Here is a 21,436-nt window from a genome sequence, read left to right as displayed (position 1 = left end):
GGGAAGGGGTGGGAAGGGGTCAGCGGACGGTGACGGCGGCCGGGTCGACGGCCGTCAGGGGAGCGGGGTCGAGGTGCCGCAGCAGCGCGGGACGATCGGCCGGACCCGGCAGCCCCTGGGCGGCCTTCGCCCAGGCGGCCTCCTGCGTCAGCTGGGTCAGCAGCGCGGGCGAGAGGGTGGCGCCGTAGCCGTAACGGGGCTGGAAGGCTTCCACGTAGTCGGCCTGGAGGGCGCCCTTGGACTGGACGAGGACGGCCTTCCGCGCGGCGGCCGGGTCGGCGGCGATCTCCCGCTGGGCCTTCCGCAGCGCGCGGAGCACGGCCGTGGTGGTCCCGCGGTCCGCCTTCGGCCCCGCGACGAGCAGGGTGCGGGCCGTGTAGCCGGTGAAGCGGAGCTCGGCGTAGCGGTCGCCGAGGGCGGTGCGGGCGGAGCCGTAGAAGCTGGGGAAGGTGACCCCGGCCTCGACGTCCCCGCGGGCCAGCGCCGGAGTCACCTGGTTCGGGGCGAGGTTGACCACGGTCACGTCCGCGGCCGTCAGCCCGGTGGAGCCGAGCATCCGCGAGAGCGCGTACTCGACGTTGGTCCCCTGCGGGACCCCTACTCTGCGGCCCTTCAGCGCGGCGAAACCGGTGATCCCCCGGTCGGTCCTGGTCAGCAGGCGCCAGTCGGAGAAGCGGGACAGGTCGGCGACGATCCGCAGCTCGCGCCCGCCCAGCGCGGCCGTGACCGCGGGCAGGTCGCCCACGACGCCGAGCTGCGCCTGACCGCCGAGCACGGCGTTCAGCGCGTCCCGTCCGGTGGGCTGCGTGGTCAGGGTGGCGTCGATCCCCTCGGCGGACCACAGCCCGCGCTCCTGCGCCACGTGGACGGGTGCCCCGCCGAGGTGGTCGCTGGTGGCGAGGGAGACCGCGGGACGCCCACCGCCCGCCGGTGCGGGGCCGGAGGAGCAGGCGGTGACGAGGGCGCAGAGCAGGGCCGCCGTCAGGAGGGCGGCGAGTGCGCGGGGGCCGGGCATGGGTGGTCCTTCCGGGGACGGGGGAGGAGCGGGAAGAAGTACGAAGAGAGGGGAGGGGCTTCAGCCGGAGCCGAGGTGACGGGCGATCAGGGAGCGCAGCTCCGGGTCCGGCGGTCCGGCGGGCACGGCGCGGTCGGCGAGGATCCGTCCCGGCGTCCCGCCGAGGACGACGACCCGCTCGGCGAGGGACAGCGCCTCGTCGATGTCGTGGGTGACGAACAGGACGGTGGTGCCGCGGCGCTTCCACAGTTCCCGCAGCAGGGTCTGCATCCTGGTCCGGGTCAGCGCGTCCAGCGCCCCGAACGGCTCGTCCATCAGCAGGACCTCGGGCTCGGCGGCCAGCGCGCGGGCCAGGGCCACGCGCTGCTGCATCCCGCCGGACAACTGCGCCGGGTACTTCCCGGCGCCGTCCGCGAGGCCCACCTCGGCCAGGGCCGCGAGCGCCCGCCGGCGGCGCTCGGGGCGCGGCAGGCCGAGCCGCTTGAGGGCGAACTCGACGTTCCCCCGGGCGGTGCGCCAGGGGAAGAGCGCGTAGTGCTGGAAGACCACGCCCCGTTCCGGGCCCGGCCCCCGCACCGGCTCGCCCCCTGCCGTCACCCGTCCCTCGGTGGGCCGTGCGAAGCCGGCCACCAGGTTGAGGAGGGTGGACTTGCCGCATCCGCTGGGACCGAGCAGTGCCGTGAACGAGCCCGCGGGGAGCTCCAGGTCGGTGCGCTCCAGGACGTGGGCGTCCCCGTGGCGGACGGCCAGTCCCTCCAGTCGTACCCCCAGGCTCATGACGCGCTCCAGTGGACGAACCGGCGGCCGATCGCGGCCAGGACGAGGTCGACGGCCACGCCGAGCAGCCCGAGCACCAGCAGCCCCGCGAACATCCGGTCCACGCGCAGGAACTGGCCGTCCACCTGGAGCCGGTACGCCAGTCCGCTGTCCGCGCCGCCCAGTTCCGCCGCCACCAGGGCGAGCAGCGCCACCGACGCCCCGTACCGCAGGGCGGCGAGCAGCGCGGGCGCGGCGGCGGGCAGCAGCACCTCGGTGAACCTGCGGTGCGCCGGCGCACCCAGGGAGCGGGCCGCCCGCAGGTGGGAGACGGGTATCCGGGAGACCCCGTCGTGGACGTACAGCCAGACGACGAGGAGGACGGCGTAGGCGATGAGCAGACGCTTGGCGGTCTCCCCGATGCCGAACCAGGCGGTCGCGAGCGGCACCAGCGCGATGGCCGGGATCGGGCGCAGGAAGGAGATCACCGGGGTGACGGCGGCGGAGAGTCCCGGCAGGCAGCCGGTGGCGAAGCCCAGCGCGCCGCCGGTGACGGCGCCCAGGGCGAAGCCCTGTCCGGCGCGGGCCAGGCTGGCGCCGAGGTCGGTGGCCAGCAGACCGCTGCGGGCGCTGTCCGCCAGCGCGGCCGCGGTCTCGCCGGGCGTGGGCAGCAGGCCGGGGGCCACGGCGCCGGAACGGGCGAGCAGGTACCACAGGACGAGCACGGCGCCGGCCGCGCCCAGGGCCGGACCGGGCCTTCCGCGGGTCCGGCCGGGCGGTGAGGGGGTGGCGTGCACGGGGCGGCTCCTCGCTTCGTTCTCGCGGCCTTGATAAGTGAGGTCAATAATTGACCACGCTTATGAAGAGGGTGTTGCGGCGGCATGAAACGTCACCGGGACCCCCGGGCCCCCTGCGGCGATGCGATACGTTCACCTGCGTGTCCCGCCCCGAACCCACGCCCGAGGCCATCGAGGTCGGACGGGTGGTCCGGAACTGCCGCAAACAGCGCGGCGTCTCCATGGCCGTCCTCGCCGCCCGCTCCGGCCTCTCCCAGCCCTTCCTCAGCCAGCTCGAACGGGGCCTCACCACCCCCAGCCTCAGCTCGATCTACCGGATCGCCGAGGCACTGGACGTCACGCCCGGCACCTTCCTCCGGCCGCCCGCCCGCCCCGGGACGGTCAGCCACGAGAGCGACCCCCAGGTGATCCGGGTGAACGAGGCCGGGGGACAGGTCGCCCGGGTCCTCATCCCCGGCGGGAGCAGCACGCTCATGGAGGCGTACGAGCACCACTTCGAGCCCGGCGGGGGCGAGCGCGGCTGGTTCGAGCACCCCGGCGAGGACTTCCTCCACGTCCTGGAGGGCGAGATCGTCCTGGAGGTCCGGGGCGAGGAGCCGCTGACCCTCCGCGCCGGCCAGAGCGCCCACCACCGGGGCGACGTCCCGCACCGCTGCCGCCTGGCCGGCCCGGTCCCCGCCCGCACCCTGCTGGTCATCGCGAGCGCCTGAGCCACGACCTCCGGACCCCGCCGGGTTCGCGGCCCGCTCCGGAGGGGCGACCCGGCGCGCGTGCCGAAAGCGCTTCCGGGGCGGCTGCCGCTTCGCCGCGGTGCGGCCGTGGTGGGTCAGGGGCTGACCGCGGGGCCGCGGACGCGGGCCCCAGGGCGGGGTGCGTCACCGGTGGCGGCCGGCGGGAGGGTCCGTCGGCGGGTCAGCCGTTGAGGATCCGCTCCACCCCCTCCCGGTGGCGCGTGACCGGGAAGCCGGTGAAACGGGCCGCGAACTTCGAGCTGTCGAAGAGGTTGTCGTCACGGTAACGGGGGATCAGTTCGAACATCTCGTCGAGCGGCTTGACGAAGCGGCGCCCCAGCCGGAAGGCGACCATCGGGAGCACCGTGTAACCGATCGTGCGGCCCGTGACCTCGCCGGCGATCTCGATGAGCTGGGCGTAGGACTTCCGGTCCGGGTCGACCGGCAGGTGCCAGGTCTGGCCGTAGGCGTCGGGGGTGTTGCCGAGCAGGGCGAGGGCGCGGCTCGCGTCGGGGGTCCAGATCAGGGAACGCTTCGCATGGGCGTCGACCGGGACGAACGGCCGCTTGCCCGCCTTGATCCGGTCGAACACCAGCGAGTTGGTGTAGCTCTTCGTCCGGTCGGGACCGTAGAACTCGGGCGCCCGCCCGATCAGGGCTTCGACCCGGCCGGCCCGCACGGCCTCCAGCAGCGTGGTCGCGATCTGTGCGCGGACCCGCCCCTTGCGTCCGCCCGGTGCGAACGCCGTCGACTCGGTCTGGGGCGCGGGCGTCCCGGGATACATGTAGGTGTTGTCGAAGAAGACGAGCTTCGTGCCGTGTTCGGCGCAGGCGTCGATGACGTTGCGCATGATGACGGGGAACCGGCGCTCCCACAGCTCCGAGTCCAGGGGCAGCCCGACGGTGAGGTAGGCGATGTCGCTGCCCGCGACGGCGCGGCTGGTGGCGCCGGCGTCGGTGAGGTCCGCGGCCACGAGCTCGTCGGTGTCGTTCACCTTCGACGGCTTGCGGCTGACGAGGCGGATGTCCTTGGTGTGGTTGCGGTGGAGCTCGTTCGCGAGCTCGTCGGCGATGGGTCCGCCGGCGCCGAGAACGGTCTGCATGGGGCTGGTCTCCTTGGGCTGGATGGTGTGGGTGTCCATGGCAACTCGACTGCCGGGAGCGTTTCGCCGCCACGCGGCGACGGGTGGAACGTCCCCCCGAGGTGCGGCATCGGCGGGCCCGGTCCACGGCCGGGCCTTCCGGCTCCGGAGCGCCGACGGGGCGTCGGCCGGCTCCGGAGGGGGACGGAGAGGTGCGTGGTGGACGGGGCGCCGGGAAAGCCTGCGACGCGAAGGGGTACGTCGAAAGGGGGGCACGTGCGGGGCGGCACGGAGCTCCGGGCCCTCCGGACGTGCGTTATGTTTGCAGTGCTAACACAGTATGGGAGGGTGAAGTAAGCGATGTCAACATCGGGGAAGACCGCCTACCACCACGGCGATCTGAGGGCGGCGCTGCTGTCGGCCGCGATGGAGATGCTGGAGGGCGGCGAGCCCTTCTCGCTCCGGGCCGTCGCGCGCCGGGCCGGCGTGTCGCCGACCGCGCCGTACCGCCACTTCAAGGACCGCGACGCCCTGGAGTCCGCACTGGCCGCCGAGGGCTTCCGGGACCTCCTGGACGGCCTGGGCGGCGGGCGGGGCCTGCCCGCCTCGCTCCCGGACCTGGCCGAGTTCGCCGTGGCCTACGTCGCCTTCGCGTTGCGACGTCCGGCGCTGTTCCGCGTGATGTTCGGCAAGCCGTGCGACGGCGCGGACGACGAACGGGTCAAGGCCGCCGACGCCCTGCACCAGCTGCTGGCCGACGCGCTCGACCGCGTCTTCCCCGACGCGGACGCGGAGGCGCTGGCGTCGGCCGGCTGGGGGCTCGCCCACGGGCTGGCCTGCCTGTATCTCGACGGCAAGCTGCGGGCCGCGTCGGACGAGGAGGTCGCCGGCCGGGTGCGCGGCGCCTTCCTCGCCCTCGTGTCGGTCGGTGCCTGAGGCGCAGTGCCCGTGCCTCGGACGCCTCCCGTCCCCTGTTGTCGACGGTGCTCGCATCCCGTGCGATCCTCGGTGTGAGCGCCGCTCACATCGGAGGAGGGTGTCCATGCCGTCAACGGGCGGAGCGACCGGGCGAACCGCAGGGGTCGAACTCGGAGCGCGTCTCGTCCCCGCCCCCGAGGGGGCCTCTACGACCGGGTTCCGCAGGGACACCGACCTGGACGAGACCGAACGGGACCGAACGGGACCGAACGGGACCCGCGGGTCCACGGCGTCGACTCCTTCCGCCGGATGCCCAAGGACCGCGCGGACTCCTGCACCCGGCCCACGCCGGCGCCGGCACGGGACCTTCGCCGCCCCATGGGGCGGCATGGGTGAATCGAGCCTCCGCCGTTGCGACGCCGACGGGCCGGCCGAGTGCGCCGAAGACCAGGCCGTCGCCCACCAGAGCCCCCGAAGGCACGCCCCGCCACACCCGGTGGGGAGCACGAGCAGGGGCACGGATGCCGACCGGACGTCCGGGACTCCGCGTGCCCTGGGCGCCCGCCGACCCGTCACCCGTCACGACGCGGCCCGTCGCCCCGCCGTCCCGGCCCGCATGGAAGAAGATCAGCCATGACCAAGCGCGTCCTCCACGTCGTCACCAACGTCGGCCACTACGACGACCCGTCCCACGCCACCGGCCTGTGGCTCTCCGAGCTCACGCACGCCTGGCACGTCTTCGAGGAGCACGGCTATGAACAGAAGCTCGTCAGTCCGGCCGGCGGCGCGGTGCCTCTCGAACCGCGCGCGCTGAAGTTCCCGAACTACGACAGGACCGCCAAGGCGTGGCGCGCCGACCCCGCGAAGACGGCGCTCCTGGAGAACACGGCGAGCCCGGACGGGATCGACCCCTCGGAGTACGACGCGATCTACTTCACCGGCGGTCACGCGGTGATGTACGACTTCCCCGGCAGCGAGGGCCTGCAGCACATCACCCGCGAGATCTACGAGCGGGGCGGCATCGTCTCCTCGGTCTGCCACGGCTACTGCGGCCTGCTCGACACCCGGCTCTCCGACGGCTCCCACCTCATCGCCGGCCGCAGGATGACGGGATTCGCCTGGACCGAGGAGGTCCTCGCCCGCGTCGACAAGCTGGTTCCCTACAACGCGGAGGAGAGGGCCAAGCAGCGCGGCGCGCTCTACGAGAAGGCGGTACTGCCCTTCGTCTCCCACGTGGTGACGGACGGCAACCTCGTCACCGGCCAGAACCCGGTCTCGGCCAAGGCCACGGCGAAGAAGGTCGTCGAGGCCGTCGAGGGCGCCGCGGCGAAGAAGCGGGGCTGAACCGAGGCGCGGTCCTTCCGCGGCGGAAGGCCACCGCGCCGTCGGCACCCCGGCCGGCCGCAGATCGGCCCTGGCCTCCACGTCGCACCGCGCGTCGGGAAACGGCTGGAGCCAGGGCACGTCGAGCGCCGGCACCGGCGGCGCCCCGGAATCGCCGTCCGGCGCTCCCGGCCCGGTCGGCAGGGGACGCCGCCCGCGCCCCTCCGGCGCGGTCGGGCACGCGTTGGCCGCGATCCGGTACAGCCGGGTCCGCGCCGGAGCCCGCGCCGGGGCGTTCCGGTCACGGGTCTTCCAGGTGCGCAGCAGCGTCTCCTGCGCCAGATCCTCGGCCTCGTGGAACGACCCCGGCTCCGGTGGCAGAACGCCACCGACCCACCCCGGTACGAAGCGAATCGGACGGGCCCCTCATGCTCCCCACCGGCCTCGCGCTCCCTCTGGGACCCGGCCTTCGGCAGAAGCCGCCCGCTCGGCCATCCGTCATAAACGGATGGCCGGGAGCGCGTGCGAGGCGGCAGGATGCTCCGCATGGCCTTGCCCACCCCCGAACTGCGCACCGCCCGCCTGCGACTGCGGCCGTTCACCGATGCCGACGCGGCACCGCTCCACGCCCTGCACGGCAGCGCCCGCGTGATGCGGTACTGGGACTCCCCGCCGTGGAGCGAACCGGCCCGCGCCCAGCGCTTCCTCGCGGTCTGCCGGAGGATCGAGGAGGAGGGCACGGGGGCGAGGGTGGCCGTCGACCGCCTCTCCGACGGCGCGTTCCTCGGCTGGTGCGGCCTGACCGGCTGGAACCCGGACTTCCGCAGCGCGTCCCTGGGGTACGCCTTCGACACCGCCGCGTGGGGCCGCGGTTACGCCACGGAGACCGCGCACGCCGTCCTGCGGTGGGCGTTCGACACCCTGGACCTGAACCGCGTCCAGGCCGAGACCGACACCCGCAACGCGGCGTCCGCCCGGGTCCTGGAGAAGCTCGGCTTCGTCCGGGAAGGCACCCTCCGGGAGGACTGCGTGGTCGACGGCGACGTCTCCGACTCCTGGGTCTTCGGTCTCCTCCGCCGCGAATGGCACCCGGCGACCGCACCGTCCGCCGTCCGCCGGGCCCTGTCGCCGGATGTCACGCCCCCTCAGGAGTGAGGGGGGAGCTGCGCCGTTCCGCAGGACCGGGCGGGCCGGCCGCGGCGGGTACGGGGGTGCCGGGAGGCCCCGGACCGGTGAGGGCCCGGAGCTCCCCGGCGCTCCCGTCAGCCGCGCCGCCCCGCGTGCTCCGGACGCCGGGCCGCGTACGCCTCTCCCGGTCCGTCCGCCGGGAGGTCGGGTGCCTTCGCCCCGCCCAGCGGCCACCACATGCCCCGGCCCAGCAGCGCCGCGGCCGCCGGCACCAGGAGGAGCGACACGACGAAGGCGGACAGGAGGATGCCGAGGGCGGTGGCGAAGCCCAGCTGGCGGGTGGAGGGGTCGGCGTTCACCGCGAGGCCGCCGAAGGAGGCCGCGAGGACCACCCCGGCCGTGGCGATCGCCGGCGCCGTGTGCCGCACCGCGCGGGCCACGGCCGCGCGGGCCGCCTTCGGGCCGCCCGCCCCCGCGCGGTGCATCTCCTCGCGCAGCCGGTCGCCGACGAGGATGTTGTAGTCGGTGCCCAGCGCCACCACGAACAGGAACAGCACCAGCGGCAGGACGAAGTTCACCCCCGGTGCGCCGCCCGCGTGCTGGAACACCAGCGCGGAGGCGCCGAGCGTCGCCGCGAAGCACAGGCCGACCGCGAGCAGCAGCACCACCGGGGCCGCCAGGCTGCGCAGCAGCACCACCAGGATCAGCGCGATCAGCGCCGCGGCCACCGGGAACACCGTGCGCAGGTCCCGGTCCACCGCCGTCGCCACGTCCGCGAACACGGCCGCCGTGCCGCCCACACGGGCGGTCAGTCCGGCCGGCGTCGCCTCCCGCACGGCCTGGCGCACCGGCCCCGTCACGAGGTCGCGGGCCTGCTGCGAGGAGGAGTCCACCGTCAGGTACGCGTCCAGCCGGGCCGCCGTGCGGCCGGTGGAGAGCACCGGGGCGGCCACCTCGCCCACGCCGGCCGTCCCGGCCAGCGCCCGGCGCAGCCCGGCCAGTTCCGCGGCGCCGAGGGCACGGCCGTCGTCGGCGGTGACGTACACCGTCGTCGGATCGGACACCCCCGAGGGCAGGGCCCCGGCGATCTCCCGGGCCGTCGCGGCGGCCGCCGTGTCGCGCGGCGTGCCACCGGCGTCGAAGTCCATGCGGACGCCCACTGCACCCGCCGCGAGCGCGCCGAGCAGGGCGACCGACCCCACGAGCACCGTCAGCGGGCGGCGCGCCACCAGCCCGCCGGTGCGCCCCGCGAGACCGGGCCGCTCCGTCTTCGTGAGGCTCCGCCCCGGCCAGAACATCTTCCGCCCGCTCACCGCGAGCAGCGCCGGCATCAGCGTCAGGCTCGCCAGCAGCATCACCAGGACCGACACGGCCACCGAGGGCCCCAGCACCCGGAACTGACCGAACGTCGCCGTCCCCAGCGTCGCGAACGCCGCCACGATCGTCAGCGCCGCCGAGGTCACCGCCGTGCCCACCCGCGCGGCCACGTCCGCGGCCACCGCCCGGGGGTGCTCCTCCGGCCGCCGCCGCAGCTCCTCGCGGAAACGGAACAGCAGGAAGAGGAAGTAGTCGACGCCGATGCCGATCAGCACGGTGCCGATCATGCTCGGGGTCCCCGCGTCCAGCTCGAAGCCGGTCAGGAGCGCTGCCCCCACGACCGTGCCGGCGGCGGCGCCGCCCACGACGGTCACCGCGAACAGCGGGACGAACGCGGCCAGGACGCTGCGGAACACCAGCACGTTGACCAGCACGATCAGCCCCACCATCACCAGGCCGACCACCGTCTGCGTGGTCTTCTCCGCGTCGGCGCGGTCCACCACGTCCGCCAGCCCCCCGGTGAAACCGGTGCGCAGCCCGGCCCCGGCGAACTCCCGCTCGGCACCGTCCCGGAAGACCCGGTACACGTCCTGCATGCCGGGGTCCATGGAGTTGCCCCGCAACCGCGCGCCGAGCAGGACGAACGATCCGTCGGGAGCGGTCGTCACCACGGACACCCGGGGGACCTGGGAGTGGTCCAGGGACACCCCCCGTATCTGCTCGTCGGTCCACGGCATCTCCACGCGGGTGGCGCTCAGCCGTCGCGCCACCTCCTCCACGCGCCTGCGGTCCGCCTCCTCCATCGGCCCGCCGTCGTTCCGGGCCGCCAGCACCGTCACCGTGCCGTCGCCGGTCTCCGCGCCGAACTCCTCCCGGGCGACCCGCAGCGCCGCGGCCGCCTCGTACTCCGCGGGCAGGAACCCGGCACTGTCGGTCTCCGTCACGCGGAAGACCAGCGCCTGCCCCATGAGGGACAGGAAGACGCCGACCACCCCCCACACGGCGATGACCCGCCAGGGTCTGCGGGTCGAGAACCCGGTCAGGGCACGGATCACGGAAAACCTCCAGGAACGAGTACGCACGGGCCGTGCCACCGGGGATCCGGGGCGGCTTCCGGCACCCCTCCAGCACATCAGCGGCGCACGGCCCGCTCCTCGGAGCCGGGAACGAGAAACCCCCTGGGAGCACGGCCCCGCGCCGCCCGGCGCCTGGGACCCTGCTCCTGGTCCCCGCTCCCTCCCGGGCCCGGCGCGGTGCCCGGGACGCACCGGCATCATGGGAGACTCACAGGGCGAACCGAGGACGAACCGCAGGTCAGCGGGGCTGCACGGCGGTTCGGCACGACAAGGACGACAAGGGGGACGGGGATGGAAGGGCGCGAAGGCACCGGCCCGTGGAGCCGGCAGGACGGACTCGTCGCGGTCGGAGCGGCGGCCGTCGACCTGGTGGGCTTCACCGTCACCAGCCAGATGGACCGGGGGCACGTCCCCGTGGCGGGATGCCTGATCGTGGTCGCCGCCGCGCTGTTCCTCCTGGCCCGCCGCCGCGCGCCCCTCGCCGTCCTGGCCGCCGTCCTCGCGGTGAACGTGTCGCTCGGCTGGTTCAGTTCCGTGGGCCAGCACTACGGGGCCGCCACCGTCGTCGCCCTCTACACCGCCGTCCACCACCACCGGCCCGCGATCGGCGCGGCGGCCGTCGCCGGCTGCGTCGCGGTGCTCCAGTTCGTCCACCCGGGAGTCGCGGGGCCGTCCGGCTACGAGTGCGCCGCCAACGTCGCGTCCGGCCTGTTCGTGGCGGGCGCCGCCGTCGCCGTCCGCCGGTGGCAGCACGACGCCGCGAGGCACCGGCGGCTCCTGGCCGAACGGGCCGTCGCCGACGAACGCCGGCGCATCGCCCGCGAACTGCACGACATCGTGGCCCACCACCTGACCACCATGCAGCTGCTGGCCGGCGGGGCCCGCGCCAACCTCGACCGCTCCCCGGAGACGGCCCGCGAGGCGCTCGTCACCCTGGAGGGCTCCGGCCGCGCGGCCCTGCGCGAGATGCGCCACCTGCTCGACGTGCTGCGGGCCGGCGACGAGGGCGACGAGGGCGAGGCGACCGCCCCGCAGCCCGGCGTCGGCGACCTCGACCGGCTGGTCGAGGAGAGCCGCCGCGCCGGCCTCCCCACCGTCCTCACCACCGACGGCGACCCGGGCGCCCTGCCGCCCGGCGTCGCGCTCGCCGTCTTCCGCATCGTCCAGGAGGCCCTCACCAACGCCCGCAAGCACGCGGGCCGCGGCGCGCGCGCCGACGTGCGGATCGCCTTCGCCGCCCACGAGGTGCGGGTCGACGTCACCGACGTCACCGACGCCCCGCCCCCCGCGCGCCCCGCCGTACGGCCCCCGGGCCACGGCCTCATGGGGATGCGCGAGCGCGTCGCCCTGCACGGCGGCACCCTGCGCACCGGACCGGAGGGCGGCGGCTTCGCCGTCCGCGCCCGGCTGCCCCTGCCCGCCGGCCGCCAGGAGGCGTACGCGTGAGCGCGCCCGTCACCGTCCTCATCGCCGACGACCAGGCCCTCGTCCGCCACGGCCTCGCCCTGATGCTCGCCCCCGAGCCCGGCTTCCGGGTCGTCGCCGAGGCCGCGGACGGCGCCGAGGCGGTCCGCCTCGCCCACGAGCACCGGCCCGACGTCGTCGTCATGGACATCCGGATGCCGGTCCTCGACGGCATCGCCGCCACCGAACGCCTCACCGCCGAACTGCCCGGCTGCCGCGTCCTGGCCCTGAGCACCTTCGACATGGACGAGCACGTCGTGGCCGCGCTGCGCGCCGGGGCCTGCGGCTTCCTGCCCAAGGACATCTCGCCCGAGGACCTCGTCGCCGCCCTCCACGTCGTCCACGGCGGCGAGGCGATCCTCGCGCCCCGGCTCCTGACCCGCCTCATCTCCGCGCACGTCACCGCCCCGGCCCGGCGGACGCCGCCCCCGGCGCCCGCCGCCGACGGACTCACCCCGCGCGAGCGGGAGGTGTGGCGGCTGATCGCGGACGGCCTGGACAACACCGAGATGGCCGGCCGGCTCGGCGTCAGCCCCTCCACGGTGAAGAACCACATCACCGCCCTCTTCGCCAAGCTCCGGGTCCGCGACCGGGCGCAGGCGGTCATCGCCGCGTACGAGACGGGCCTGGTGACGGCCCGCCGGGAGCAGTGAGGCCCCGGTCCCCGAGCCGTACGCGGGAGGCCGGGGCGGTGTCCGACCGCCCCGGCCTCCCGGATGCCCCGGCCCCGCGGGTCAGTCCTGCCGCTCGTCCTCGGGGAGGCTGACCAGCCAGCGGGTGTCCTGGCGGGGCCTCAGGTAGAGGGCCCAGTAGAGGGTGGCGACGGCCGTGATGCCGCCGGTCCACAGCAGGTACGCGGTGTCCTGCACGGACAGCACGTACAGCAGGACGCCGATGAGCAGGACCGGGACGGCCGGCCACAGCGGCATGCGCCAGGCCGCGACCTCGCGGTGCGCGCCGCGCCGGCTGAACAGGGCCGCCACCGAGACCAGCAGGTACATGCCGGTGACGGAGACGCCGGTGACGCCGTACAGGGTGTCGAGGTTGACGAAGCAGAGGGCCGCGCCGGGCACGCCCACGACCAGGGTGGCGACCCACGGAGAGCCGAAGCGGCCGAGGCGGGACAGGGCGTTGTTGACCGGCTCGGGCCACGCCTTGTCCCGGGCGGAGGCGAACAGCACGCGCGAGTTCTGGATGACCATCACGATGCCGGCGTTGATGATGGCGAGCGCCACGCAGAGGCTGATGAAGGTGCCGACGGCGGAGTTGGACCAGGCGGTGATCATGCCGCTGAGGTCGCCGCCGGTGAGGGCCTCCAGGTCGTCGGCGCCCAGGGTGATGGCGACGACGGGCACGAGGATGACGGCGGTGGAGATGGCGAGGGTGGCGAGGACCGTGCGGGCGACGTTGCGGCGCGGGTTCTCCAGTTCCTCGGAGAGGTAGACGGCCGTCGAGAAGCCCTGGGTGATGAAGAGCGCGATGGCGAGGCCGGAGACCACGAGGCCGCCGGTGACCAGCGAGTGGGCGCCGTTCCCGCCCGCGACCTGGCCGTGCAGCAGGGCCCCCGCGCCGCGCTGGGAGTGGGCGAAGCCGAGGACGGCGACGACGCCGGCCGCGATGACCTCCAGGACGAGGAAGACACCGGTGATCCAGGCGTTGGCCCGCAGGTCGAGCAGACCCGCGAGGGTCGCCAGGAGCATGACGCCCGCACCCGCGAGCGGGGCGGGGACGTGCACGAGCGGCGCCAGGTAGTCGGCGGTGCCCATGGCGATCACCGGCGGCACGATCATCACCACCAGCAGCGACAGCACGAAGACCAGCCAGCCCGCGAGCCGCCCCGCCAGCGTGGAGACCATCGCGTACTCGCCGCCCGCGCTCGGGATCAGGGTGCCCAGCTCGGAGTAGACGAAGGCCACGCCGACGCAGAGCAGCGAGCCGATGGCGATGGTCAGGGCGGTGAAGGTGCCGACGCTGCCGAAGAGGTCGGGGACCACCACGAAGAGCGTCGAGGCGGGGGTGACGCACGACAGCGTCAGGAGGGTGCCGCCGACGACACCGATGGAACGCTTCAGTTTCTGCGGCACGGGGCCGGTCTGCGGGGCCAGTGCGTGGGGTGCGCTGAGGGTGTCGGTCATCAGGCGGTTCCGATCGGTGCGTGCGGTGTGTGTCCGAGGGGGAGCGGTATCGCCTCCGAGGCGGCCGGTGATGGGGGTGTCCGTGGCTCCCGGGCTGAATGGAAGCCCCACCGAACCCGCAGGTCAATGGCCTGATGAGTGCGGAATCCGTCGTCGGGGGACGGTTCGGCGGGGGCCGTCGGGCGTCAAGGACGTGTCAAGACTGAGGGAACGCTCCGTGCGGGAACCGCAGCGCTCCCGGCAGGAGTTTTACCGCGCTTTACCTCCCGGGACGCCGTGCGCGGCCCGCCCGGGGCCCCGCGGGCGCCCGGGGCGGCCCGTCCGGGGCGGTTCCGGCCGGGCCGCGGGGAGGCGGCTCAGCCCGGGACCGCGGGGGAGGAGGCCCCGGCGGCCAGTTGCCGGGGCGTGCCCGTGCCGTCGGCGGGCACCGACCAGACGCCGCCGCCGTAGCCGTACGCCAGGGTCTCCCCGTCCGTCCACAGGGCCTGGTCGTCGATGCCGCGCCGCTCGGCGACCGGGTGCTCGCGGCCGGAGGCCAGGTCGTACACGTACAGCCGCCACGGCTCGCGCGGCCCGTCGGAGACCCGTTTCTTGAAGGCGAGCCGGGTGCCGTCGGGGGAGAGCGAGGGGCACTCGACGTTCTCGCGCAGCGCGCGGGCCGACCACGCCGCCATGTCGCCCTCGACGAGGTGGGTGCGGCCGCCGGTGGAGACGGTGGCGTAGAAGCGGTTGTCGTCGGCGGCGAAGCTGACGCCCCAGTAGTTGACGTCGGGCGCGTGGTGGCGGCGCCCGCCGAGGGTCAGCGGGATCTGCTCGATGTTCTTGACCAGGTAGCCGGTCCGCAGGTCGAGGATCGAGGTGCGGGTGGAGAAGGACGAGCGGGCGTAGGAGTCGCCGGTCGCGAACATGGTCCAGGCGAGCATGTTCCCGGAGGCGGAGACCCGGGCCCGGCTGGGGATGCCCGGCAGGGCCATGCGGCGCACCTCGCGCAGCTGCCGGTCGAGGACGATGACGTACGAGCGGGCCGGGACGCCCGGTCGCCGCCGGAGGCACAGGGCGGTGCCGCCCGCCGCGTGGAAGCGGTCGCAGGCCGGGCCGCCGGCCGTCCGGCCGCCGGGCGCGGCCCGGTCGAGGCGGGCGACGCGGCCGGTCGCGGTGTCCCGGGCGTAGAGCGTGCCGGGGCCGCCGGTGAGGACGAAGCCGGGGTCGGCGGTACGGGTGGTGTCGGCCTCGCGGCCCGCGGCGGCCCGCAGGGTGTAGGCGGTGGCGCCGCCGCCGAGCAGCAGCAGCGCGAGGACGACGATCCAGACGCGGGTGCGGGTGGAGGCGCCGGTGGGGAGGGGCATGGGTCAGTCGGTCCTCTCGGAGGTCTCGGGGCCGGGGCGCCCGCCGGGGCCCGGACCGGGGTCGCGGGGGAGCAGGCGCGCGGCGCAGCAGACGGCGGCGGCGAGGGCGGCGAGCGCCGCGACGAGCGCGGTCTCCGGGCCGCTCGCGGTCCAGACGGCGCCGAACGCGACGGCGGCCCCGACCCGGGCGAGGGCCTGCGCGGTCTGGACGAGCGCGAGCCCGCCCGCCTGCCGCCCCTCGGTCAGGTGGGGGCCGGTGAGGGCCATGAGGACGCCGTCGGTGGCGGCGTAGAACAGGCCGAGCAGGACGAGGACGCCGGTCAGGACCAGCGGCCCGGGCAGCGGGGTCAGGAGCAGTCCGTAGGCGAGGAGCAGGGCCCCGTGCCCGTACAGGAGGGGGAGGCGCCGTCCGAGGCGGTCGGCGAGCCGGCCGGCCGGGACGGCGAGCAGCAGGAAGACGGCGGCGGCGCCCAGCGGCAGGAAGGGGAACCAGGTGGCGTCGAGGTCGAGCCGTTGCTGGAGCAGCAGGTAGAGGAAGGAGTCGCCGACGGTGGCGGCCCCGAGGAGCCCGGCGCACAGCACGATCCGCCGGTAGCCGGGCGCGCGCAGGGCGGCGAGGAGCCCGCCGCGCGCCGGGGGCGCCGCCGGAGCGCCGAGGGGGCGGGCGGGGAGGGCGCCCCGGCCGGGCACGAACAGCAGCCACAGCAGCACGCCGAGGGTCCCGACGCAGAAGCTGACCGCGAAGACGGCGTCGTACGCGTCGGCCGTCGCCCACAGCAGGGCGAAGGCGGCCAGCGGCCCGAGCAGGGCGCCGGTGGTGTCCATGGCGCGGTGCGTGCCGAAGGCGCGGCCCAGGTCCTCGGGCGGGCTGTGCAGGGTGATGAGGGCGTCGCGCGGGGCGGTGCGGATCCCCTTGCCGAGCCGGTCGGCGCCGAGGGCGCCGGCGATCCAGCCGGTCGCGCCGCCGGCGAGGAGGAGACCGAGCCGGGAGAGGGCGGAGAGGGCGTAGCCGAGTCCGCCGACCGTCTTGTGCCGTCCGCCGCGGTCGGCGGTGGCTCCGCCGAGGAGCCGTACGAGGGCGGTGGCGCCGGTCGACAGGCCGTCGAGCAGCCCGAACTGGAGGGGGGACAGGCCGAGTCCGAGGACCAGGTAGAGCGGCAGGACGGCGGTCACCATCTCCGAGGAGACGTCGGTGACGAGGCTGACCGTGCCGAGGGCGAGGACGGTGCCCGGGACGCGCCGCCGGACCCCGGAGGGGGTGGGCGGCGCGTCGGGGCGACCGGTGGTCGCGAGGTACATCAGTGGCAGGTGTAGGTCGGGGCGGAGTCCTTGACCTGGTCGTCGGTGCCGACGTACTGCCAGGTGTAGGTGGTGTCGGTGAGGTCCAGCTTCAGGACGCCGTAGGTGCCGCTGATCCGCTTCTGGCTGTTGGGCTGGACGGTCTCGATGTCGTAGGGCTCGGCGCCGCCCATGCCGCCGACGATCTCGACCATGCCGTCGGCGGTGGCCCGTCCGTCGGGGTCCTGCGGGGCGAAGCGCTCGTAGTGGTGGTCGTGGCCGTTCAGGACGAGGTCGGCCCTGGCGTCGTACAGGATCTTCCAGACGGGCCGGGAGACCGGGTCGTTGCCGTGGCCGCCGGAGGAGTACAGCGGGTGGTGGAAGTAGGCGGCGACGCAGCCCTTGGTGTTCCGCGCGAGGTCGTCCTTGAGCCACTGGATCTGCGCGGCGTCGTCGAAGGAGTTGGAGTCGAGGGCGACGAAGTGCCAGTTGCCCTGGTCGTAGCTGTAGTAGGGCTTGCCCTGCGGGTAGGCGATCGCGCCGAAGTACGCCTTGTAGCCCGCGAGCGAGCCGGCCGGGTCGTAGGTCTCGTGGTTGCCGGGCACGGGCCGGGTCTTCGCCTTGAAGGCGCCCCAGCTCTTGTCGTAGTAGTTCCTGAAGTCGGAGAGCAGGGCGTCGTCGTACTGGTTGTCGCCCATGGTCAGGTAGAAGGACGGGGCGATCCGCTGGGCGAGCGCGGCCGTCTTCGGGTGGGCGCAGGAGCTGCTGGAGGCGGTGCACTGGGCGGCGATGTCACCGGCGGCGACGACGGTGAAGGAGCCGGTGGGCGGGGTCGTCGAGCCGGTGGTGCCGTAGACCTCCACGGTCCAGAGCGAGTAGCCGTACGAGGTGCCGCGGGCGGTCCCGTAGACGCGCAGGTAGCGGCCGGTCCCGGTCAGTCCGGTCCAGTCGTCGGTGCCGCCGTTGCCCGCGGTCTCGGTGGCGAGGCGGGTCCAGGTGGTGCCGTCGGAGGAGATCTCGACGCGGTACGCCTTGGCGTAGGCCACCTCCCAGACGAGCTTCACCCGGGAGACGGTGGCGGAGGGGCCGAGGTCGACCCGGAGCCACTGGGGGTCGACGCCCTCGGTGCTGGCCCAGCGGGTGGTGGAGACGCCGTCAAAGGCCTTCTCCGGGCCGAAGGTGGAGTCCTCGACGGAGGACGAGGTGGCCGGACGGCCCTGTGAGATCAGCGAGTCGGCGACCGGACCGGCGCCGGCCCGGTCCGGGAGGGCGAGGAGGAGCCCGCCGACGAGCAGCAGCACGGCGGCGAGGACGACGGAGAGTGAGGTGGGGGTGGTTCGGCGAGGTGGAGCGGACGTGAGCAGGCGCATGCCTGGTCTCCCTGGCCTGAGGGGGGTGAGAGCTGGACGTCGTGACGTGGCACCCGCACCGGGCTCCCGCACAGAAGCCCGTCCGTACGGCAGGTGGGGCGCCGTACGGCGAAGGGTGGTGCCCGGCGGCCGGGTCAGAGCTCTCGCTGAGCGCGTCACGTCCGTGTGCAGGGGCCGCCGCGCCAAGCCGCTGCGGGGATGTTAGCGGATAGGAAGGTTTCCTACCAGACTCCGAACAGGCCCCGGAGCAGGCACTTCTGTCGCTCCGTCAGGAGTGAACGCGGTTCCTCCGGAAGGGAACGCACGTGCGTCAACTCGGTGAAGATAAGTTCACCCCACCCCGTGGCGTGAGTCCGTCAGACGGAGGTGCCATCCGGTCAGCACGGGCGGTGCCCCCGGGTCCGGCGCGCCGCACGGGACGGACGGGACGGACCGGAGGAGGTGCGGACGCGACGGCGGCGCCGTGGCGCACGGACCCGCCCCGCCCAAACCCTCCGGCGGGCGCTGGCCGGGACCTCCCCGCCGCGACTGTACGTGAACCCGTGCGGGGCGCTGAGCTACGGGAGTCCGGCCCCGCCCCTCCCGTCCGCACCCCGGACGCGGGGCGGCGGGGCCACGGCGCACCGTCGACCGAACGGAGAGGTCAGCATGAGCACTCCTCCCACCGCCCCCCTGCGGGTCGCCCTCGTCAACGGAAGCTTCGAGGAGCCGGCCGTCGCCGACATGGCGATCCTGCCGGACGCCTCGCAGACCCAGGTCCCGCGGCACGTCCCCGGCTGGCTCACCACCGCCACGGACCACATGATCGAACTGTGGCACTCCGGTTTCAACGGCGTCCCCTCCGCCGAGGGCGAGCAGTTCGCCGAACTCAACGCCAACCAGGTCTCCACCCTCTACCAGGACCTGCCGACCACCCCCGGCACCAAGCTCTACTGGCGGCTCCACCACCGGGGCAGGCAGGGCCCGGACACCATGGCCCTCGACATCGGCGCTCCCGGCGGCGTGGTCGAACAGCGCACCTTCACCGACGGCAACACGGCCTGGGGCCACTACACCGGCACCTACACCGTCCCGCCCGGACAGACCACCACCCGCTTCGCCTTCCGGTCCGTCTCCGCCGCCGGCGGCAACCGGAGCGTCGGCAACTTCCTCGACGGGGTGTTCTTCGGCACCGCCCCGCACGTGGTGCTCACCAAGGCCGCGATCCCCGTCGGGCCACTGGACGCCGGCGACGTCGTCACCTACCGCGTCACCGCGCGCAACGAGGGCGGCGGCGCCGCCGAACGGCTCACCCTGACCGACGTCCTGCCGCCCGGCACCACCTACGTGCCCGGCTCGCTGCGCGTCGTCGACGGCCCGGGCGCCGGGGCGAAGACCGACCGGCCGGGCGACGACCAGGCGGCGTACGACCCCGAGGCCCGCGCGGTCGTCTTCCGGCTGGGCACCGGCGCCACCGCCGACCAGGGCGGCAGCCTCGCCAACACCGCCGCGCTGCCCGGCGGCACCACCGTCGAGTACCGCGTCGTCCTCGGCCTGGAGACGGCCGGCACCCGCGTCGTCAACACGGCCACCGCCACCTACGAGAACCGGCTCGGCGACACCCCCGAACCGCTGACCGCCACCTCCGGCGAGGCCGTCACCGAGGTCAGGCCGGCCGCCGACCTCGGCGTGACCAAGGCGGCCGACGCCACCACCGTCACCGTCGGCCAGACGGTCGTCTACCGGGTGACCGTCCACAACGCCGGACCCAACAGGGCGACCGGGGTCACCGTCACCGACCGGCTCCCGGCCGGCCTCGCCTTCCTCTCCGCCGAACCCTCCACCGGCTCCTACGACCCCCGCACCGGCCGGTGGACGGTCGGCGAACTGGCCGACGGGGCCCGCGCCACCCTCGTCCTGCGGGCGAAGGCCACCCGCACCGGACGCCCCGTCAACACCGCGACCGCCACCGCCGCCGAGAAGGACCCCGACCCCACCGACAACACCGACTCCGTCACCCTGTGCGTCGAACCCGCCCCCTCCTGCTGCGTCCCGTGCGTGCCGCGCGGCGACGGCACGGCCCCCGGGGCGACCGCCTAGGGCCCGGGGAGAATTGCCAGAAAAGCCCTAAAAAGCGAAGGTGGTGACCACCGCGGCGTGGTCGGACGGCCAGGCGTTCGCGGCGACGTCCGGCCACGGCGCGGGCGTGCCGGTGACGAGCGTGCGGGAGGCGAGGACGCGCAGTCCGCGGCCGTTGTGCAGGACGTAGTCGATGCGGTCCTGCGGCTCGGGGCGCCCCCGCCGGCCGCCCTCCTCCGGGTGGACGGGGTGGACCGGGGACCAGGTGTGCCCCGGGTCCCGCACGGGATCGGGGCGCGCCTCCCGGTACGAGTCCCGCAGCCCGGCCTCCTCGGCGGCCCGGGTCACCGGCCAGGCGGCGTCGGACCGGTCCAGGTGCGAGGGCGCGTTGAAGTCGCCGACCAGGACGACCGGCCGCTCCCCGCCCGCGGCCTCCGCGATCCGCCGCAGGACGTCGCGCACCTCGGCCAGCCGGGCACCCTCGTGCGCGACCAGGCCGTCGGCCGGCAGTCCCTCGAAGGCCGCCCCGTACGGCCCGTACGGGGCGGGACGGAGGTGCGCCGTCCACACGTCCACCTCCCGCTCCCCGTCGACGAGGAGACGGACGCCCGCCGCGCCGTAGAAGCCGACGTCCGGATCGCCGAGGCGGGCGACGACCGGGTGGCGGCTGAGCAGGCCGAGGTTCTCGCCGGCGCGGTGGTGGTGCCAGCCGAGTGCCGCGGCCAGCTCCCCGGCCGCGGCGCCGCCGGTCTCCTGGAGTCCGACGACGTCGGCGCCGGAGGCCCGGATCGCGGCGAGCTGCTTGACCCGGTGGTCGTCGACCATCGTCCCGCCGAGCCACAGGTTCCAGCTCATGACGGTGAGACGGCGGCCCGCCAGCGCCCGCAGGCGCTCCGGGGTGACCTCCGTCAGCCCGTCCAGGACGGTCCGCCCCGGAGCCGCGCCGATCGGGACGACCGAGGGGACCGCGAGGACCGCGCAGCCCGCCGCCTCGGCCGAGGCGACCCCGGTGGGGGTGTCCTCGACGGCCACGCAGCGCGCCGGGTCGACCCCCAGCGCACGGCAGGCGGCCAGGTACGGCTCGGGCTCGGGCTTGGTGCGGACGGTGTCGTCCGCCGTCACCGCCACCGCGAACTCCGGTGCGCCGAGCGCCTCCAGGGCCCGGAGCACGGTGTCCGCGACGGCCCGCGGCGAGGCCGTGACCAGGGCGGTCGGCACCCCGTCGCGGGCGAGCGCGGCGAGCAGCGCGAGCGCCCCGGGGCGCGGGACGACCCCGGCGCGGACCCGGTCCGCGAACTCCCGGTGGAGTGCGGCCGCGAGCCCGTCGGCGGAGGGCCCTCCGGTCGCGTCCGGCCCGCCGCCGGTGTGCGCCGAGGCCAGCCAGGCCGCCGTGTGCTCGACCGGGCGGCCGAGGACCTCCGGCCGGTCGGCCTCGGTCAGCGGGCGTCCCGCGACCCGTTCCACCGCCTCCCACCACAGGCCCTCGGTGTCGACGAGCGTGCCGTCCATGTCGAACAGGACTGCTTGCAGGGGGAGTTGAGTGGTCACGCGGTTCTCTTTCCTCTGTTCCGTGGGGTACGGGGCGCGGTCCCGGGGCGGGCGGGCCGTGGCCCCGGGCCGGGCGGGTGCGGTCCTGGGTCGGG

17 protein-coding genes are annotated in these 21,436 nt (G+C 75.0%); 7 read left to right on the top strand and 10 right to left on the bottom strand.

What is annotated here, in order from left to right; genetic code table 11:
• Window positions 1-19 precede the first annotated feature (19 nt).
• Genes IE326_RS34715 through IE326_RS34705 form a run of 3 tightly spaced genes read right to left on the bottom strand, consistent with a single transcriptional unit; the run spans window position 20 to window position 2,568 of the window.
• Window positions 20-1,015 carry an ABC transporter substrate-binding protein gene (locus IE326_RS34715; protein ID WP_190044412.1) on the bottom strand — a complete coding sequence of 332 codons (996 nt, stop codon included), beginning with the start codon at window positions 1,013-1,015 and terminating at the stop codon, window positions 20-22.
• A 60-nt stretch (window positions 1,016-1,075) separates the two neighbouring features.
• Complete coding sequence (locus tag IE326_RS34710) at window positions 1,076-1,792, bottom strand: ABC transporter ATP-binding protein (RefSeq protein WP_190044411.1); 717 nt, start codon at window positions 1,790-1,792, stop codon at window positions 1,076-1,078.
• Entirely contained in the window at window positions 1,789-2,568 is a 780-nt protein-coding gene (locus IE326_RS34705) for an ABC transporter permease (RefSeq protein ID WP_190044410.1), read from the bottom strand. The genes IE326_RS34710 and IE326_RS34705 overlap by 4 nt, the downstream gene beginning before the upstream one ends.
• A 140-nt stretch (window positions 2,569-2,708) precedes the next feature.
• On the opposite strand from IE326_RS34705, the gene IE326_RS34700 reads away from it, so the two are divergent.
• Window positions 2,709-3,278 carry a helix-turn-helix domain-containing protein gene (locus tag IE326_RS34700; protein ID WP_150233485.1) on the top strand — a complete coding sequence of 190 codons (570 nt, stop codon included), beginning with the start codon at window positions 2,709-2,711 and terminating at the stop codon, window positions 3,276-3,278.
• Between the two features lie 202 nt (window positions 3,279-3,480).
• Here IE326_RS34700 and IE326_RS34695 read toward each other — a convergent pair whose 3' ends face one another.
• Window positions 3,481-4,401, bottom strand: a complete 921-nt coding sequence (locus IE326_RS34695) for an NAD-dependent epimerase/dehydratase family protein (RefSeq protein ID WP_190045004.1) — start codon at window positions 4,399-4,401, stop codon at window positions 3,481-3,483.
• Between the two features lie 339 nt (window positions 4,402-4,740).
• Here IE326_RS34695 and IE326_RS34690 point away from each other — a divergent pair, with 339 nt between their 5' ends.
• The 3 genes from IE326_RS34690 (at window position 4,741) to IE326_RS34675 (ending at window position 7,776) form a co-directional block, all read left to right on the top strand.
• Window positions 4,741-5,316 carry a TetR/AcrR family transcriptional regulator gene (locus IE326_RS34690; protein ID WP_190044409.1) on the top strand — a complete coding sequence of 192 codons (576 nt, stop codon included), beginning with the start codon at window positions 4,741-4,743 and terminating at the stop codon, window positions 5,314-5,316.
• A gap of 615 nt (window positions 5,317-5,931) precedes the next feature.
• Window positions 5,932-6,642, top strand: coding sequence for a type 1 glutamine amidotransferase domain-containing protein (locus IE326_RS34685; protein ID WP_190044408.1), 711 nt, complete (start codon window positions 5,932-5,934; stop codon window positions 6,640-6,642).
• A 525-nt stretch (window positions 6,643-7,167) separates the two neighbouring features.
• On the top strand, window positions 7,168-7,776 hold the full coding sequence (locus IE326_RS34675; RefSeq protein WP_190044407.1) for a GNAT family N-acetyltransferase: 609 nt from the start codon (window positions 7,168-7,170) through the stop codon (window positions 7,774-7,776).
• 107 nt (window positions 7,777-7,883) lie between these two features.
• Here the strand turns inward: IE326_RS34675 and IE326_RS34670 are convergent, their stop codons facing one another.
• Window positions 7,884-10,121, bottom strand: coding sequence for an MMPL family transporter (locus IE326_RS34670; protein ID WP_190044406.1), 2,238 nt, complete (start codon window positions 10,119-10,121; stop codon window positions 7,884-7,886).
• A gap of 312 nt (window positions 10,122-10,433) precedes the next feature.
• Here IE326_RS34670 and IE326_RS34665 point away from each other — a divergent pair, with 312 nt between their 5' ends.
• Window positions 10,434-11,588 carry a sensor histidine kinase gene (locus IE326_RS34665; RefSeq protein WP_150233474.1) on the top strand — a complete coding sequence of 385 codons (1,155 nt, stop codon included), beginning with the start codon at window positions 10,434-10,436 and terminating at the stop codon, window positions 11,586-11,588.
• The gene (locus IE326_RS34660; RefSeq protein ID WP_190044405.1) at window positions 11,585-12,259 is read left to right on the top strand and encodes a response regulator; all 675 of its coding nucleotides are present in this window, start codon (window positions 11,585-11,587) and stop codon (window positions 12,257-12,259) included. The genes IE326_RS34665 and IE326_RS34660 overlap by 4 nt, the downstream gene beginning before the upstream one ends.
• Before the next feature lie 81 nt (window positions 12,260-12,340).
• On the opposite strand, the gene IE326_RS34655 is transcribed toward IE326_RS34660, so the two are convergent.
• From IE326_RS34655 to IE326_RS34640, 4 genes are all read right to left on the bottom strand, one after another.
• Window positions 12,341-13,741, bottom strand: a complete 1,401-nt coding sequence (locus IE326_RS34655) for an APC family permease (protein WP_190044404.1) — start codon at window positions 13,739-13,741, stop codon at window positions 12,341-12,343.
• Between the two features lie 356 nt (window positions 13,742-14,097).
• On the bottom strand, window positions 14,098-15,087 hold the full coding sequence (locus IE326_RS34650) for a TolB family protein (RefSeq protein ID WP_150233468.1): 990 nt from the start codon (window positions 15,085-15,087) through the stop codon (window positions 14,098-14,100).
• Between the two features lie 3 nt (window positions 15,088-15,090).
• Complete coding sequence (locus IE326_RS34645; protein ID WP_150233466.1) at window positions 15,091-16,386, bottom strand: MFS transporter; 1,296 nt, start codon at window positions 16,384-16,386, stop codon at window positions 15,091-15,093.
• Complete coding sequence (locus IE326_RS34640; RefSeq protein ID WP_190044403.1) at window positions 16,386-17,735, bottom strand: discoidin domain-containing protein; 1,350 nt, start codon at window positions 17,733-17,735, stop codon at window positions 16,386-16,388. The genes IE326_RS34645 and IE326_RS34640 overlap by 1 nt, the downstream gene beginning before the upstream one ends.
• A gap of 648 nt (window positions 17,736-18,383) precedes the next feature.
• Here IE326_RS34640 and IE326_RS34635 point away from each other — a divergent pair.
• Entirely contained in the window at window positions 18,384-19,814 is a 1,431-nt protein-coding gene (locus IE326_RS34635; protein ID WP_190044402.1) for a DUF11 domain-containing protein, read from the top strand.
• 27 nt (window positions 19,815-19,841) lie between these two features.
• Here the strand turns inward: IE326_RS34635 and IE326_RS34630 are convergent, their stop codons facing one another.
• Window positions 19,842-21,341, bottom strand: coding sequence for an HAD-IA family hydrolase (locus IE326_RS34630; RefSeq protein ID WP_268983059.1), 1,500 nt, complete (start codon window positions 21,339-21,341; stop codon window positions 19,842-19,844).
• Window positions 21,342-21,436 lie beyond the last annotated feature (95 nt).

The sequence above is a fragment of the Streptomyces filamentosus genome, from assembly GCF_014654895.1.
Classification (GTDB): Bacteria; Actinomycetota; Actinomycetes; order Streptomycetales; family Streptomycetaceae; genus Streptomyces; species Streptomyces filamentosus.
This window is presented reverse-complemented; position numbering and strand designations above follow the sequence as displayed.

Bases quoted from the DNA above. Each gene is read 5' to 3' on its own strand.
- IE326_RS34715 (WP_190044412.1), bottom strand. From the start codon at position 1,015: ATGCCCGGCCCCCGCGCACTCGCCGCCCTCCTGACGGCGGCCCTGCTC.
- IE326_RS34655 (WP_190044404.1), bottom strand. From the start codon at position 13,741: ATGACCGACACCCTCAGCGCACCCCACGCACTGGCCCCGCAGACCGGC.
- IE326_RS34665 (WP_150233474.1), top strand. From the start codon at position 10,434: ATGGAAGGGCGCGAAGGCACCGGCCCGTGGAGCCGGCAGGACGGACTC.
- IE326_RS34640 (WP_190044403.1), bottom strand. From the start codon at position 17,735: ATGCGCCTGCTCACGTCCGCTCCACCTCGCCGAACCACCCCCACCTCA.
- IE326_RS34690 (WP_190044409.1), top strand. From the start codon at position 4,741: ATGTCAACATCGGGGAAGACCGCCTACCACCACGGCGATCTGAGGGCG.
- IE326_RS34695 (WP_190045004.1), bottom strand. From the start codon at position 4,401: ATGCAGACCGTTCTCGGCGCCGGCGGACCCATCGCCGACGAGCTCGCG.
- IE326_RS34685 (WP_190044408.1), top strand. From the start codon at position 5,932: ATGACCAAGCGCGTCCTCCACGTCGTCACCAACGTCGGCCACTACGAC.
- IE326_RS34645 (WP_150233466.1), bottom strand. From the start codon at position 16,386: ATGTACCTCGCGACCACCGGTCGCCCCGACGCGCCGCCCACCCCCTCC.
- IE326_RS34710 (WP_190044411.1), bottom strand. From the start codon at position 1,792: ATGAGCCTGGGGGTACGACTGGAGGGACTGGCCGTCCGCCACGGGGAC.
- IE326_RS34650 (WP_150233468.1), bottom strand. From the start codon at position 15,087: ATGCCCCTCCCCACCGGCGCCTCCACCCGCACCCGCGTCTGGATCGTC.
- IE326_RS34675 (WP_190044407.1), top strand. From the start codon at position 7,168: ATGGCCTTGCCCACCCCCGAACTGCGCACCGCCCGCCTGCGACTGCGG.
- IE326_RS34635 (WP_190044402.1), top strand. From the start codon at position 18,384: ATGAGCACTCCTCCCACCGCCCCCCTGCGGGTCGCCCTCGTCAACGGA.